Origin of the sequence: Pseudomonas sp. MF6394, from assembly GCF_002018845.1 — a bacterium.
Lineage (GTDB): Bacteria > Pseudomonadota > Gammaproteobacteria > Pseudomonadales > Pseudomonadaceae > Aquipseudomonas > Aquipseudomonas lactis.
Genome location: NZ_MVOJ01000025.1, coordinates 26,182 through 41,732, shown reverse-complemented (window position 1 = coordinate 41,732; position 15,551 = coordinate 26,182). Strand labels below are relative to the sequence as shown.

Here is a 15,551-nt window from a genome sequence, read left to right as displayed (position 1 = left end):
CTTCGTATTCAGCGCACTGTTTTTCAGCTCCCAGTCGGCAGTGCTGCAGCCGTCGTGAGCGTCGTTGCCTTGATACGAAGTGGTTTTGAAAAGGCCTGAATTACCGAAGTGCTTGTCCATGCTCATGTCCTTCAAAGGGTTGAGGCTCAGCGATCCAATACAGTGCGTGCTGATCATAGAGGCATCGTGAAGCCATTCACAATTATGCGATGCCAATACTTAAGGATTACGGTTAATTAAATGCGCCGAAAACCGCAATAAAAACCCGGCGCTGGGTCGGGTTTATTGATCGGGAGGTCTTCAGGTAGCAGGGTGCTCACTTGCCACGGAATCCGCCGCGTCTACATCCGACATGTCCTCCTCGATCGGGGCCTCGTCATCCGGGGGTAGCGGGATATTGTCCTCATCGCGCCGTGGGTCATGCCCCGTCTCATTATCGGTGTTACGAGTAACCGCTTGCTGGGAAATGTTGCCTGGGGCTTTCTCGTTGATTTCCATGCTGGCTCTCCGTGTATCGCTCGGGATATCCGCGCTTAAGATTGAGAGGTAGCAACGGATGGAGAGTGCCGGATGTTAGACGAATGGTGGTTCGTCTTTGAAAGGTATGAATGCGAAAAACAGCATTTTTTTGATTATCAGCACACCCAAACCCCAGAAACGCAAAAGCCCCGCTTTCGCGAGGCTTTTGTGTAAATCTTGGCGGGAAACCAGGCCGCCAAAAGACTTTTAATTTGAACATCCTATGCTGACTCAGCCTGCGTCAGGAAGGCTCAACGGCCTGACATAGATAGGGCTGAAGCCAATACTCGGTTGCGAACATGGTTTCATATTCAGTCATGGCATCCGAGCAAATCGCGTCAGAAACGGGGGTACAGACTGGGGTATACAGCAGTATTTATCTCTTGGCAGAGGCGAATTCGAACCTGTCACATTGTCGAAGGTGGCACCTAGCCTTCACGCAATAACTAAACACTCGCCAAAGCCTGGTGCTGCAGTTCCCTGCTCTGCCCTCTGACCCCCCCGCAGCCAGCGCTGGCTACCTTGGCTCTATTGCTACCCAATAAATTGATAGCAAAAGAATCACGCACCTGACGCGTGACACGTGGCGGAATGCTTGCTGCCTGCGTTACTCTGACAAAACAAGGGACCTTTTGCATCTATGATTTCAGCGGTAACCGATAGCTGCAATTAAAGTTGAGAAGACCATTCCCGAGCTTTTATTTACGCCACTGCTGTGCCGCATCGATGGGGCCGATAGGTGCCTGCCGGAAGATATTGGCGAAGTACCTGAGCATGAAGACTTTATGGCGGCTCTGGCTGAGTAGCGCAGCGCGTCGGGCTCTTCGGCTCAACCGTATCAAAATGACTATGCACAAACTCGGGAAAACCGTGGGCCCTTAAAAGGAATTGAGATGTTCAAAAGGATCAAAGCGTTTTTCATCAACGAAAAAGTATCTGTCGACGTGCCGCCGCCCGAGCCCGCCACACCGGGACATCAATACGCCTCGGACCAACCGATTGCCACCCGCGCCGACGACCGTTTCAATCGTGCCCCTTTTGCCACGCGCATGGCCGATACGATTGCAACGCGAGTAGATCCTGCGAGCATCGTCATCGGACTCTATGGACCGTGGGGAGACGGCAAAACATCCGTACTGGAAATGATGGAGGAGGCGCTGAAAGCCTACCCAGATGTTATCTGCGTGAAATTTAATCCCTGGCACTTTCAGTCTGAAGACCAACTACTCCGTGGCTTTTTCGCAACACTCGCGGGGGCTCTAAATCAGTCGCTTCCCAATTTTAAAGAGCGTGCAGGTGATGCACTGCAGCAATACGGCTCTTTGCTGTCGCTCGGATCACTAACAGTTGCCGGAGTGCTTCAAATCAACCCCGGAGATGCTGCAAAGGGGCTAGGGGAATCGTTATCAGCGGTCAAATTAGAAGAGCTAAAGCAGAGGATAGAATCGATTCTTGAGAAATGTGGCAAACGCGTGGTCACATTTATTGATGACATAGACCGTTTAGATCGCAACGAAACCCATGCAATATTCAAACTGGTGAAATTGTCAGCAAGCTTTCGTCATACCTCTTACGTACTGGCCTTCGATGATGCCGTCGTATCCGCAGCATTGGGCGAACGATATGGCCAAGGCGGCGAGCGCGCGGGCCGTGCATTTCTTGAGAAAATCATTCAAGTTCCGCTCCACCTTCCCCCTGCTGATGAGAAAAGCTTGCGCAACCTGGCGTTTGAAGGGGTACAGGCAGCTTTGGATCAGGCTGAAATTCCACTCACCCAAGCAATGGCCGATACGTTTGGACGGCATTTTGTTGATGGCCTCGAACCGCGCCTCACTACACCGCGCCTTGGGAAATTGTATGCCAACGCGTTGACCTTTGCGCTTCCATTGCTCAAGGGTGAAGTCGACATTGTTGATCTCATGTTAATTGAGGGTATACGTATCTTTTACCCTAACTTGTATGCCGAAATCCGCGGCAATCCTGATTTGTTCTTAAAGCAAGCTCAAGCTCAGAACCAAAACGTATTCGCGCAAGCACCTCAAGAAAGCCCCCTCGACACCTTACTTATCCGTAGCTTGCCTGAGGCCACTCAGCAAGAACGCCTGAGAGTCAGAAAAGGACTGCTTGAGCCGCTCTTCCCCCGCATAGGCAGGATGGGTTATGGCGGCGAATGGGATCAATCATGGGCGCGAAAGCAAAAAGCCTGCTCAAGCGAATATTTCGCTCGCTACTTCACATACGGTATTCCTCATGGGGACGTGGGGGATGCTGCGATTCATTCGCTGCTGGAAAGTCTCACGCGAGCTAATGAGGCTGAACGAACTGAAATCCTCACGGACCTTTCGTCGCGCGGAGCGTTTCCAAAACTTATTCAAAAGCTTCGTGCCCACGCGGAAGAAATCCCAGAAGAGCAGGCATATGCACTGATGGTCACGCTCTCTGCCAATGCGACACTGATGCCCCGAGAGCGCGGGCCAATGGTGATAGGCGGCACCATCATGCAAGGGGGCATGCTGGTATCTGAATTACTGAGGCGAATACCTGATCCTGACACCCGACAACGTGCGGCAGAAGAAGTAATCGACGCAGCTAATCCGCTGGGATTCGGAATGGAATGTTGTCGATGGATTCATCACCATGAAGGACGCCACGAAGACGAGCGCGTTTTTTCCGATGCCATTGAAGAGATCTTAAACCAACGTCTGGCTCACAAAATTTGCAGTGCTGACAACGAACGACCACTCTTTGCTTCGGACCCAAAGGACATGCCGAGTCTGTACTGGCTCTGGAATAAGCATCTTGGAAATACCTCTGTACGAAAAGCGCTCAGTGCTCACTTCGAAGCGGATCCAACTGGTGTCGACACTTTTCTGGAGTGCTTCGTTGGTGAGGGGTGGTTTGTAGAGTCAGGGCTGCCTGTCAGATCTGACTTTGAAAGGCGCAGCTACGATTCTGTTGCGAACCTAATAACGCCAGAGTTGATCGCAGAGAACCTGCGAACCCGCTACGGCAACGCATTACGCGATCCGGTGTATCACCCGGAAGAAGATTTACCGCCTGCTTTGAAAACAGCCCACCAATTCATGTACATGCACCAGCAGGTACTGAATGATCCAGAGCAAAACGATCCCACCCCCTCATCCGGCGCAAAGTAAGCGCCGAATCTTTACGCGCTGACTTAGGCAACTGGAGGCCAAAGGGATCTATGGACTGGATGTTAGAAAAGTGCACGCGATATCTCTACGTTCGTGAACTCGCGAACGATAAATTCTATGTGGGACAATCCAAAGATCCGGACAAGCGCATCCGCAAACATTTCAGTGGGAGCGGTTCAGCGTGGACGCGCCTACATCCGCCAGTAAAAGAACTGGCGCGAAGTCGCCTTGAGTACGTAGATTACCGAATGGGGGAGTTGGCAGAAAACAAATTAGTACTGCAGTTGATGCACCCAACTCAGCCTCGATCCACAGAATTCGCTGATCGAGAACCTGAGTCTCATCGTGCGGGACAAAGAAATCCGATTTACGGAGTCGCCGCTGATTCGGGTCAAACGAAAAGAGGCGGCAAAGCGCTTGTAGAGTCGCGGTCTTCCCTGAGCCGTTCGGCCCGATCAAGAATGTAAGGTCAGACAGATCAACAATTTCTGGTTCTGCACCAAACGATTGAAAACCACAGATGCGAACGAACTGAAGCTTCAAAGTAGAATCCTTTCCAAGTGAGGTCAGCGGTGCTTGAGGATATAAGGTTCAATCGCAACTAGACGTTCAATGAATCCAACAGCGAACATCGCCGACGCTTAGCCAATCCAGCCGCGAGCATTGCGATCCAATTCGACGAATACGTCGACCTCTGGCTAAGAGCCAGTCACGACGCGCCAGAAGCCGAGTCTTCGTAGAACCCGTGCCTGGCACTAGGAAGAGTCTTAAACCACTACGCGTACGCGAGCATTTCACGGATCTTACGTCCCCAGGCTTTATCGTGGATCAGACGTTTATGGTTGTGATCGCCGTTGATGATCTCGTCCTTGGTCAGGGTCGACAGGACTTCCCAATCCTCACCAAACTTATAGGTGGCGTTATCCAAATGTGAGCTTTCAAGAAGATAAATCCCACGCTTGACAAAGCCAAAGACGAAGTAACCTTGGTAGCCACCTCGGCCCGTGGCAAAGAAATCAGGCTCGAATCGAGTAATCTCCCTGATACGGTGCTCGATCACTCCCTGCTCTGAAGGTCGCAGACCGGCCAGATATGGTTTCACGATGACCTCTGCGCTCTTCCAAGGGTACTTCCCAGGAGGAAGCAAATCCCACTGCAGCTGGCGTGCCTGCACCTTTGCAATGCGTTTGCGGTCAACGTCGAAAATCTCAAACTCTTGGAAAAATTCGAGCATGAGGTTCGCCACGTGAATAAGCGCGGTGGACGGCTCATCGATTTTCACCCTGCGCGTCACGACGTATTCCTTCCCATCAATGACACTTAGAGAAAGGTGCTCCATGGGCGGACGAACAAAGTCGATGGGATACACATCCATGGTTCGGATTTGCACACCACTGTGATCGTTGCCATGCCAGTCTTTCCAGCTCCGGTACTGAGGGACTGATTTTTTGATAAGCGGGAGATCTCGCCGTTTGATCTCCTTGCCGCGCGCATTGAATTCGCTGACTTTGCCGATCGTCGCAGGAAGGATCGAGTCACCGTCTTCTTCAAGGTGAGCGATCGCCAGCCGCGCCTGAAGGTTCTGATCGACCTTTTCTCGCTCAATCACGAACAGCATTTCGCGGGCGCCATGCGAGTGCGCGATGATTCGATTAACGCTGTTGATTGACTTGCCTGTGACCATCGCTATCGTCCCTGCTTTCCGTGAGAGGATTCCAAGGTAGCACACTGCCAGCAGATCTGAAGCGACTTGGCGCGTGGCCGGCATTTATCTATCGAATCCGCAGCCGTGAGTTGCTAAGGCGGGAGGTTGCTCAGGCGCTGAACGCTCAATGGCCGGTAGTCAGGTTTGATGCACTTGGCGCCTAATCACCGACCTTAAGCCGTACCATTTCCAATGACCAGCCTCCAGTGGAAAACAACAGGTAATACAACGCCGAGTCATGGTTGGGGCGCGAAGACCGCGCGAATACGCGCCGCACCGCGATGAATGTCCTCACGGCTTAACAGTCTGTGATGGGCCGCACGACTCGGCGGCTGGGGCGTGAACGTGCGGCAATGCCTGCGGGATCTCAGGGCCGGCCTGGCGCAGCCGCATCGCAAACAACGTGCCCTCCGTTCACAATCCTTCAATGCCGACCGTTTCACTTAACTGAGTGGCGATCAGCTTGATTCGCCGCTCGACCGAAGAACGGGAAACACCGAACTCGGCAGCCACACACTCGTAAGTCGCGCCATTGATCACAGCCTCGACAGCAGGCCCCGGCATCGCCTGTCGGGTACCTTACCGCTGACGGGCATCCCACATGCGCAAGCGAACGAGTCGCCTGGCGATACATCCGACTGGAATAAAGAAGAACCGGTCTACCTGCATTGGCGTCTGCTTCAGGACGTCGGCGAGTTGGCCAATCCTCTTGCACCGCTGACAGAGAAATTCGACACCCTGCGTTGGGTGTTAGCCGAGCCCGCCACGACCCGCTGCCGTTCTCGTTTGCCAACTGCCAGCGCGTTCTCGGCTGCAGCCCGCTGTCGCCGATTGGTTTTGGGGGTGAGTTGGATGCCGAGGAAGTCCGCGATCATGTGCGCTACGACTGGCGGCGCTGGTTGAACCGCAGCTTGGACGGTTATCCCCCCTGGATGCGGCGGCTGGTGCTGCATACTCTTCGAAGTGTCAGCCCTGCAGCACAGGCCTATTCCGTAGCGGTGCTGCCGGCCTGTCACTTTTGCTCCCCCCCCTCCGCCATACCGGCCCACACGGGCCATGCCAATCCCGTCACAAACGGGGGTACAGACGGGGTAGGCGCATAAATCGGGGACAAAAAAATCCCGCGGAGCGTTTAGCTCGCGGGATTTCTCTTTGATGTTTGGCGGGAAACCAGGGATTCGAACCCTGGAGACGCTATTAACGTCCGCCGGTTTTCAAGACTGCCGAGTTAACTAAAAAAATCAATAGGTTAGCTATTTATCGTTTCCGCAACTTGGAGTTTTTAGCCAGCCTACAGCCCGCATGTATCAAGGGGCGTGCATTGGGTTGCGGAAATGATTTACCCCTCCTCCGGCGTCCTGCCGAACGATCTCCCAACTCAATAATTTGCCTGCTACGCTGTTCGCTCCACGGAGGAACACCGATGCCGAACTCAGACCTAATCCCTTCCCTGCTTTCCAAACTCTACGAAAACCAGCTTGCCCTCGAGGCGTTCATCCTGGAGCTGTCAAATTGGGTTGAGCAACGTGGCTCCGCCGAGGTGGCAGACAACGTGCGAGGCGCTCTTTTCACCATCGGGCACAACGAAGAGTTCATCAAAATGACTCTCGCCGTGCTGATGGAATCGGAATAGCCGCAAGCCCCTACAGCTCGTCGGCTCAAATCGCGCCACGTCCAAACCTCGATTACTGTACGTACATACAGTATTTGAGATTCACGCTATGAACGTTGACATGGACACCGATGATTGGCTCGGCTGCCCCACTCCGCTGGAGATGTACCAGCACCAGTGCGCAATCCTCGTGGACGAGCTGGTAGAGACCGAGCGCATGCTGCGTAGAGCGCGGGCGAATATCGCCGGCCTGGTGCAGATGAACGACCTGCTGATGAAGGGAAAGGCCGAGACAGAAGCAAAGCTCGCCGAGGCGCTTGAAAAAATAGGCAAGCTGGAAAAACGGTACTCGTTATACCTTCCCTGCTTTCCAATTTCTATGCAGATGAGCATTTCCTTGAGGCTGATCTCATGGAGCTTTCCAACTGGAGAGCAGTCTGGAATCTTGAGCATGAAATCCGGGAGCGCGCGCTCCATCAAAACACTATCCCAGAGTCTTTAACTGCTCCCCCGCTGCACCTAGAGCTTTACTTGGGTTGATTTCTCAAACCTAAGCCACTCTGTGACGGCTGTAACTTTTTTCATCGCAGGACGCTCAATCAAGGAGAATGTTAGGCCACATATAAAAACCAAAACCGGCGTGAGCGCCAGAATAACAAAACAGTATTGAAGCGCACTGACCTGACTAATCACCGCAACCCCAAAAACCAACTTAAACATCACATACAACAGAATCCCATGAAGAAGATACATACTATAAGCTAATTCCCCCATCACTCGCGAGACCTTGCTTTTAAACAAACCGAAAACACTATTACCACCTGCAATCAGACAGAAAGCAGCTACCATTAACGCCTTCGCCAACACACTCTCATAAATAGACGAAAACCCTGTAAAAACCACACCCAATAACAACAAGATAATTACAGAAGAAAACTTAGAAGCGGAGAAATTCTTAAACGACTCCAGCCTGACAACAAGTGCCGCGAACATACCGCCAACAAACAGCCAATAAAAACCATTGGCAAAGTACAGGCTACCAAACATATACATGCATAGCACACTCAAAAACAGATACTTAATTGAGGACCTACCTCCAATGGCCAAAAATACCAAAGGAAGCGCAAAATAAAACGTCCACTCGTATGGGAGGCTCCATGCAACACTCGCATTAATAAGATTTGTATTCGCCAGACCATTTATATCAGGAGAGCCATATCTAATAGTGAATAAAAGCCATTTGGAAATACTCAGAAGTATTTCACTGGGCTCACCGAGCGGCTTATCCCTGGTAACCATAAAAACAATTAAAAACAGCAACCCCATCGAGAAAAAGTAGAGTGGTACCAACCTTAAAAATCTAGACACATACAACCTAAGCCAATCAACTCCAGTGTTACGAGCATCGAGCATTTTAGAAAAGAACAGAAATCCCGTTATCATAAAAAACAGCGAAACTCCGACCTGTCCAAAACTTACAAAAACTCTAATTGGCGGATTAGACCAACTACCACTCTTCAAATAAAAAAACCATATGCAAGAGTGATGAAGGAATACAAAAAAAGCCAAATACCCTCTCAATCCATCAATAGTAACAAACCGACCGACACTATCTGAAACAGACAATCTGCTAGAAATAAAGTAAGTCGACAACAAAGCTATAGATATCGCCAAAAAGGCAAAAAGCACGCCAATCACTTCCACTCTTTTTACTTCCTATTGTATTTTTACTATTCATTCCTACCATAATATCTTTTTTTCACTCGCTCTGCATTTTAAACGAAGGACTCCTTAGCACCCCATGGATGATTCATTTGATGGCTCTGACATACGCTTGGCACGCACGCAAGGCAATTACGGCGTTATCCCCATCGTCGGTGATGGCAAAAATTCTTTGAGCATACGCTGGGTCAAGTTGGGCTCGACGGGCTGCATGAACCACGCCGATGGCGCCGGGGGTGGTAGGCACGTTGCAGCCACTGGCTGAATCCTCGATGAGGACTGACAGCCGGACATCAGCAGTAGCAAGCTGGTCACGCAGGCGAGCCTGATTGCGCTGAGCATCGGATAATTCCTTGGTGTGTTGTTGGTCCTGGAGCGCGAGCTTTTCCTCGGTGGCCAGGCGCTTATCCAGCTCGGCCGACTGCTGAAGCCAGGCCTCGCCAGTGATTGCATCCAGTTCCTTCTGGTGATGGGCGCCCTGCTCCGCGATACGCTCGGCCATCTTCTTGCCCAGGCGCCAGTCCTGAACCTGCCACGCGCCACCAAATCCGATGGCCAGCGCCAGCAGGATTGCCAGCCCCAAGCCGATCAGCTTCTGAACGGGCGTCATCACAGCACATCCTTGAAGAAGACATGGTGACCAAGGCGCAGCGTCTGCGTGGCCTTCGCCGCCCAAGCCGGGGCTTTGGGCATGGTTGTCGCGTAGTAATGCGTGGCGCCGCCGGTTGGATCTGGTACCGCGCCAGACATCACTTGGTCAGCCGCCCGCTGCGCCTGGGCGAACTGCGCCGCCGGGATCTGCTTTGCACCGCTCAGATATGCGTAGTTCGGGTCGTTCTGGTTCCAGCAGCTGAACTGCCAGGGCTTCAGGCACACGCCGGCGTAACCCTCCCCCCACCACGACTTGGCCTTGCCGTCGAACACACGGTTGCGGATGGTCCAGGCCACGGCGATCTGGCCGGACAGCCCCTCACCGCGGGCTTCACCCCATAGCGTGCGCGCCAGGATGTCCCGGTCTTTCTCGGTTGCGTTCATACTTTTCTCCAGGCGTAAAAAAGCCCGCTCAGTTGGCGGGCTGTTATTTTTCGGCAGTGGTCGTTGGCGGCTGCATGTCTACCCTGGGCATTTCAAGTCGCACATCGATCCAGCTATTCAGAGGCACATCAATGGGCGCCCCCCGGCCCGGCACCATCTCCCCGTCCTCAGTGAGCGTCCATCGCTGCTTGAACAGGCGCACTACGACCGTGCCATCCTCATCTTGGTGGCTTTCAGTGAGCCCCAGCATTCGACCGCCGTCAGGGGAGCTCGGATCATGGGTGCGCCACCCCTCAAGCGCCAGCCCAAGGCTACCCGACAGTTTGTACTCGCCCAAACTGATGCGCTCTACTGTGATCCCCCTAGCCTCATCATTGGCCACGCCCCATTCTCCGGCTGGCTCAAACGATTGCTCTTGAAGGTCTCGGCGCTCACTTTGCGATACGTTTGCGATTCGAGCGATGGGTGATGCTGCTGACAAAGCGCCGCCCGAACCGCGAGTGGTGTTCCCGGTGTGATACACCTCTTGAGCAGCACCAAATGTCCCTGCATTTCCGAGAGCGCAGCGAAAAAGCATTCGATTGCTGGAAAAGCCCATCGGGAAATAGAGCTGCGCCTCGTATGTAGCGTTGTAGGGGATCCGGATCATCCCTGCGTATGATACTCCAGAGGATGAAGGTCCCTCTCCTACTTGATAGAACCCTCCGCCCTGACCGTTGCCAGGAGAATCATAGCCAGAAGCACCAGGTGCGACCGGCGTAGAAACACCAGAAGGGTTTTTGAGGACCAATGCCGATGCATCAAGATTGGCTGCCGACCCCAATAAATTGGTCCTAGCATAGAGCTCTTGCGTCATTGCGTTTATCTTTACCGCACCACTGCGAGTCGTGTCGCCGCCAGCACCTGTTGGAGCTACACCTATATTTATTTCTTGCCGTGCCATTCTCGACTCCTTAAATAATTTGTTTCGCAAATACGACAGGGTTATACAAGGTGGTTGCTAGGTCTACCCCAACAGCTTGAATTAGAAGCCGGTCATTGTTGTATTCCCATATCGCGTACATATTTCCTTGGCGAGAAGTTAGTCCAGCAACATCCATGGCGATGTTATTTAGCAGCATGTAGTCACCACCAGCCAAACTAGATGGGGCCGTCCATGAGAGGCGCGACTGCCCCTGCCCAGTGGACACTGACCCCAGGTAAGTCCAGCTTGTGATGGTTCTGGTGAACTGAGCACAAGGAGTTCCGTTATCAAAGAGAAGCTTTCCGTTCGCATCCCACAATCTGAACCCGAAACTGGCGATCGGCTCGGACTTGAACGCGGCTGCAAACCACTTTCCGGATGTAGCCTGACCAACAACCCCCACAAAGGAGAAACCGGTCCAGGCCCCAGCTGATCCGCGCACCAAGCAGAAGCAGAACCAATTGGACTGATCAGGCCGAACAAATACCAGTGGAGGCTCATCTGTCGTGATGGTTTTTGCAAAGTTCACCACGACGCCCGACCCTGTACCGCTCCAAGTTCCTTTATCCAGCGTTGACAGCCTTGAGAATTCAGAGTCGATGACTACAACATCCGACCCGTTCTTAAACATCATTCCATAAGACATTACCTGTACCTCATCACAAGTAACCTTTGAGTTGATGTTCCCAGCGGCCCACTCGCGCTTTGCCTATTACCGAACCAAACCCGGACAACGCCATTTAATATTTCTGGAATAAATCCAATCGCGCTATAGAACTGCCCACCTGTGTCATAAGGCGCAATGGGTACGCAAACCGCCGAATACTTTGTCGGCTCGACGCCAGGAACCGAGATATCAACGTATCTACCGGCACTCTTTGGCACCAAGGCCGAATACGTGACCCCCACGGTAAATGAGGTCTCATCAAGCTCCAGTACTCCAGTAGGCCCCCACACCCTCGCGCCGAAACTCATGCGTTAAGATCTCCCCATTGATAGCGCTTAATTCCGCCGGCATCGAATACCTTGCCGCCAGCATTGTTTATTACTTGGCGAGCCTGCCCAGTTCCCAGTGAGCTATTGATTTCAAAGGTCCCGTCGAAGAAAAGCTTCCAGCCTGCCTTGCCTGGGTCATAGTTGTTCGACTGGATGTAGTTACCGATCTTGGCGTTTGTGATTGTGCCGTCCTGGATGAACGCTGACTTGATGAAGGTCTGCCCGCCCTGGACTGCGAACGGAACCGATCCGGCCTGGCCGATGGCGAACCTGTCCGCGTCGATGATGAACTGCGACTGCAGCCCGCCTGGACCGTTTTCCAGGCCAAGCCCTATACCTGCATACTTATAGAGGCCGCTGGCGGTCTCGTACTGCATCCGCACCGACCAGTTCGCCGTGACCTTGCCATCGACCGTTTGAATGGCCGTAGCGTTGGTCTGGATTGCGAGAGTGTTGCCGCCAACCGTCGTTTGAACAGTGTCGATCCGCTGGCCAAGCGCCTGATCAGCATTCGTCCTCGCAGTTATTTCGCCCTGCACTGCTGCGGCATTGCTTGCCGTCTGTGCCGTGACGGTATCAATCCGCGTAGAGAGAGACCCATCGGCGTTGATACGCGCGGTTTGCTCGGAGACAACCGCAGCGGCGTTTGTGGCAACCTTCACTTCCACTGTGTCGGTTCGCTGCCCCTGCACCAGGTCGCCCTCGATCAGGGCAGACTGAACAGACCAGACACCAACGTAGCTTTCGTCCGAGCCGATCAGCGCCGTGTCATCACCCTGAAGCGGTGGATTGACCTGCAAGTAGATGCCGTCAACCCGCTGCGCCGTGGTGGTGACCTTGCCGTCGAGCGTGGTTACTGTGGCTTTGAGGGTGCTTAACCCGCTGGCCGTGGCGTTCACGCCGGTGACTGGATCGTTGACAGTGACCTTCACCGCATTGAGCTGCGAAGCCTGGGCGGTGATGTCCTGGCCATGCTGCGTAATGGTCGCGCTGTTCTGCTGTACCTGGGTGGCCAAGGCATCCACCGTCTGGGCTACAGTGCCGATATCGGTCCAGTAGGTCGCGTTCGGTGGAGGATTATTCGCCGGCACCGGGCCTTTCGCCTGATACAGGTGCTGGCCCATGCGGACGATATCGTTAAGCGCGTACGCCTTCGCAGGATCGTACTCAAGCGCGTCGACGATCTGGTCAATCAGCCCTTCCAGCTCATCCTTGGCCGCTTCGATGCGCCCATTGACCGAGCCTGGGCCATTGCCGTCGATAAGGTTGATGCGCTCATTCAGCAGTTGCCCCAGGGACGTCTCGTCGATCTGCCCCTTGATCTGCTCAAGGATCGGCCCAGCATCCGAGCTGGCCTGGCCCATCACCCCATTCACCACCGGATAGAACGGACCGATGTTGCCAGTACGGTCCACCAGGCGCGCCCAGAAAAACAACGTCGCGCCCGCCAGCAGGGACTGCATACGGTAGTCGGCCTGCGGATATGCCAAGTCGGCCAGCTTCGTCGCGGCCGCCAGGTTGTTCGCCGGGCCATACCAAAGCTCGGTGCGCTGGGTATCCTCGGCGCCAGCGGGGAAGCCCCACTTGATGCTGATGCCGAACAGCTCGCTGGTGGTGGTCAGGAACGACACCGCCGGCGGCAAGCCGGTCTTGCCGGTCAGTACTACCTCAGGGCTGGCGCCCCAGATAGAAGCCACATCCATGGCGTTAACCGAGCTGACACGTGCAACGTAGCGGCCGCTGTAAATGCCCTCAACGTCCGCACCGAGATTCCCGGTACGTGGCAAGCGGATCCAGTTACCGCTGTCCTTGCGCCACTCCACGTTGTACGCAGTAGCCCCCGGCACAGAATCCCAGGTAATACGCATGCTGGTGACAGCAATACCTTGAGACACGACACTGCGTGCCTCAATGCCAATGTTCTCCGGCGGAGACATTACCCCAGGCGGGATGATGCTTGTTGGCTGGGGGTCAATCCGGGCGCCAGTGTCGATCGCCGGGTACTTCAGGGGCTCATGTTGAGTGGCAGCTATCTTGAACTGGTGCAGCCCTTGCGGATCGATGGTCTGCACACGGAAGCGCATCACGGCCAGGTCAGCGCTCTCCACGGACCAACTGCATTCAGCCTCTGGGAGCTCAGAATAGTCTGCCATGACGGTGACCAGGCGGCCGGAGACCGACTTCACAATGCGCCCTTCGGACTTGCCGCTGGGCAGGTTGAGGATCAGCCGATCCTCTTCGTGCACTTCGGCGTCGATGTCGAGCGTGATCACGCGCCTGGTCGCGGCACTGATGCGCCCACCATTTGCACGGCCAGAGAACATCTCATCAGCTACGCAGATAATCTGACCGGGCTCGACGTTGCGGCCCTCCAAGCCGGCGGTGAAGCTTACCGACCACTCCTCATACTGCTCCGACTTAAGCGCCCAAATGCCGTGGCGGATTGCCTCCCCTTCCACGGTGCAGCCGAATCGCGAGATATCCAGCATCCGGTGCCCGAGTTCACCGATCAACTCTTCGTTGGTAACGGGGGCCGGCTGGGTCTTGAACTCGTTTTCAGGATTGTCCCACGCCACCTTCGCCCGTGTATGGCGATCAGGAAGCGCTGCGGAGACGTACTCAAATTCACCGATGATGTTCGAGCGCGTGAAGACGTAGCCGTCCTCGTTGCCCGGAATGTCCGCCACCATGGTGACCTGAGAACCGTTCCAGCAGCTGCTGCCACGGAACACGCTGGCCAGATCCGAAAGAAGTGCGTAGCCCTCAACCGAGTCCTGAATGTAGACGTTGGTGGTCATGCGCGGCTGCATACCGCCCTTCCCGTCTGGAACCATCACATCGCAATAGCGGCCGATCTCGTACAGCGTCCAATGGTCCACCATGTCGGCGGTGATGCGACGGCCCAGGCCATAGCGACGGTGTAACAGCAGGTCGCGCCATACCCAGACTGGGTTGTTGGTGTAGGCAAGCTTAAAAGTGCCGTTCCAGTCACCTGTATAGGTTCGAGTCTCCGGGTTGTAGTTGGTCGGCACCTGCACAATGCGGCCGCGCATCAGGAAGCTGGCCTTCGGCGTGTCCTGGAACTGCTTCGCATCGAACTGCAGCCCGCCCAGCGCCAGGTTCGGATAGCGCAGCTTCTTGTCGATTACCTCCGTCAATCCTTTGATACGCATCAGGTCCGCAAAATTGGAGTCGTTGCGGTTGGGGGTGAGCCGACGTACGCGCACCAATGCACTGGTAAAGCCTTCAGGGAGATCGATTCGATGGGTGCGCTCGTATTCAGTCGTCCCTTTATCGTCCAGGGTCGCCGACAAGACCGTTTGATAGCTTCCACCATCTACGGAAAGATCAATGGCGTAGTCGATGCGGTAGCCGATCTGATCGCCATTCGTCTTGACCTGCCAAATTTGAGGCCAGGACAACCGGATGCGCACAGCCGACAACTGCTGATCAGTGATCGCGCGCGTCCAGGCGTTATCCGACTTCAGCTCAACCGGCAGCTCCTGGGACGCCTCGTTCTCAATGGCCGGAAAGCCTGGGATGTGTTCTTGATCCACAGTGCCCGAGCGGAAATCCCAAACGGTGCCGGGAAAGTTCTCGCTACCGTCAGGCGAGACCAGCGGCGTGCCGTTGAGTTTTACCGACCGTCTATCATCGACCAGGCCAACAATTGGCCCCTCACTCAAGGCATAGAGCAGTTTCACGGTCGCGACAGAAAGCGCGGTGTCGGGTGCTTTGTAGGGCGTGTATGGCTTCTGCTCGCCGCCCTTGGCGCCCAAAACGCGGGCAGCAGTAGGCCGGCGCCTATGCTTTGCAGCAGGCGCTGTTGCGATTTTGGACATG

Annotated in this window: 11 protein-coding genes and 2 pseudogenes; 4 read left to right on the top strand and 9 right to left on the bottom strand. The window is 54.4% G+C overall.

The window, feature by feature from the left end; all coding sequences use genetic code 11:
• Positions 1–300 precede the first annotated feature (300 nt).
• Positions 301–498 carry a hypothetical protein gene (locus tag MF6394_RS22765; protein WP_069558233.1) on the bottom strand — a complete coding sequence of 66 codons (198 nt, stop codon included), beginning with the start codon at positions 496–498 and terminating at the stop codon, positions 301–303.
• Between the two features lie 914 nt (positions 499–1,412).
• Between MF6394_RS22765 and MF6394_RS22760 the strand changes: the two genes are divergently transcribed.
• Together MF6394_RS22760 and MF6394_RS35230 are read left to right on the top strand one after the other, a co-directional pair.
• Positions 1,413–3,674: a KAP family P-loop NTPase fold protein gene (locus MF6394_RS22760; protein ID WP_078467615.1), complete on the top strand. Its 2,262-nt coding sequence runs from the start codon at positions 1,413–1,415 to the stop codon at positions 3,672–3,674.
• A gap of 50 nt (positions 3,675–3,724) precedes the next feature.
• Positions 3,725–3,817: pseudogene (locus tag MF6394_RS35230) on the top strand (hypothetical protein); the annotation flags it as partial.
• Between the two features lie 154 nt (positions 3,818–3,971).
• Here MF6394_RS35230 and MF6394_RS22750 read toward each other — a convergent pair.
• Together MF6394_RS22750 and MF6394_RS22745 are read right to left on the bottom strand one after the other, a co-directional pair.
• Positions 3,972–4,217 (bottom strand): annotated as a pseudogene (locus tag MF6394_RS22750) (AAA family ATPase); the annotation flags it as partial.
• 232 nt (positions 4,218–4,449) lie between these two features.
• Positions 4,450–5,358, bottom strand: a complete 909-nt coding sequence (locus MF6394_RS22745; RefSeq protein ID WP_078467614.1) for a hypothetical protein — start codon at positions 5,356–5,358, stop codon at positions 4,450–4,452.
• A gap of 1,444 nt (positions 5,359–6,802) precedes the next feature.
• Here MF6394_RS22745 and MF6394_RS22740 point away from each other — a divergent pair.
• Positions 6,803–7,012: a hypothetical protein gene (locus tag MF6394_RS22740; RefSeq protein ID WP_078467613.1), complete on the top strand. Its 210-nt coding sequence runs from the start codon at positions 6,803–6,805 to the stop codon at positions 7,010–7,012.
• 100 nt (positions 7,013–7,112) lie between these two features.
• Entirely contained in the window at positions 7,113–7,493 is a 381-nt protein-coding gene (locus MF6394_RS34695) for a hypothetical protein (RefSeq protein ID WP_233098610.1), read from the top strand.
• 17 nt (positions 7,494–7,510) lie between these two features.
• Here MF6394_RS34695 and MF6394_RS22730 read toward each other — a convergent pair whose 3' ends face one another.
• From MF6394_RS22730 to gpJ, 6 genes are all read right to left on the bottom strand, one after another.
• Positions 7,511–8,695, bottom strand: coding sequence for an acyltransferase family protein (locus tag MF6394_RS22730; RefSeq protein WP_078467611.1), 1,185 nt, complete (start codon positions 8,693–8,695; stop codon positions 7,511–7,513).
• Positions 8,696–8,801: 106 nt separating this feature from the next.
• Positions 8,802–9,323 (bottom strand): lysis system i-spanin subunit Rz, encoded by a 522-nt coding sequence (locus tag MF6394_RS22725; protein ID WP_078467610.1) that lies wholly within the window; start codon positions 9,321–9,323, stop codon positions 8,802–8,804.
• Positions 9,323–9,748: a cell wall hydrolase gene (locus MF6394_RS22720; protein ID WP_078467609.1), complete on the bottom strand. Its 426-nt coding sequence runs from the start codon at positions 9,746–9,748 to the stop codon at positions 9,323–9,325. Before MF6394_RS22720 ends, MF6394_RS22725 begins: the two co-directional genes overlap by 1 nt.
• Positions 9,749–9,791: 43 nt before the next feature.
• A complete protein-coding gene (locus tag MF6394_RS22715; protein WP_153046032.1) occupies positions 9,792–10,691 on the bottom strand; it encodes a phage tail fiber protein in 900 nt (299 codons plus the stop codon).
• A 10-nt stretch (positions 10,692–10,701) separates the two neighbouring features.
• Positions 10,702–11,358 carry a hypothetical protein gene (locus tag MF6394_RS22710; protein WP_078467608.1) on the bottom strand — a complete coding sequence of 219 codons (657 nt, stop codon included), beginning with the start codon at positions 11,356–11,358 and terminating at the stop codon, positions 10,702–10,704.
• 325 nt (positions 11,359–11,683) lie between these two features.
• Positions 11,684–15,550 (bottom strand): TipJ family phage tail tip protein, encoded by a 3,867-nt coding sequence (gene gpJ, locus MF6394_RS22700; protein WP_078467607.1) that lies wholly within the window; start codon positions 15,548–15,550, stop codon positions 11,684–11,686.
• Between the last annotated feature and the right edge of the window lies 1 nt (position 15,551).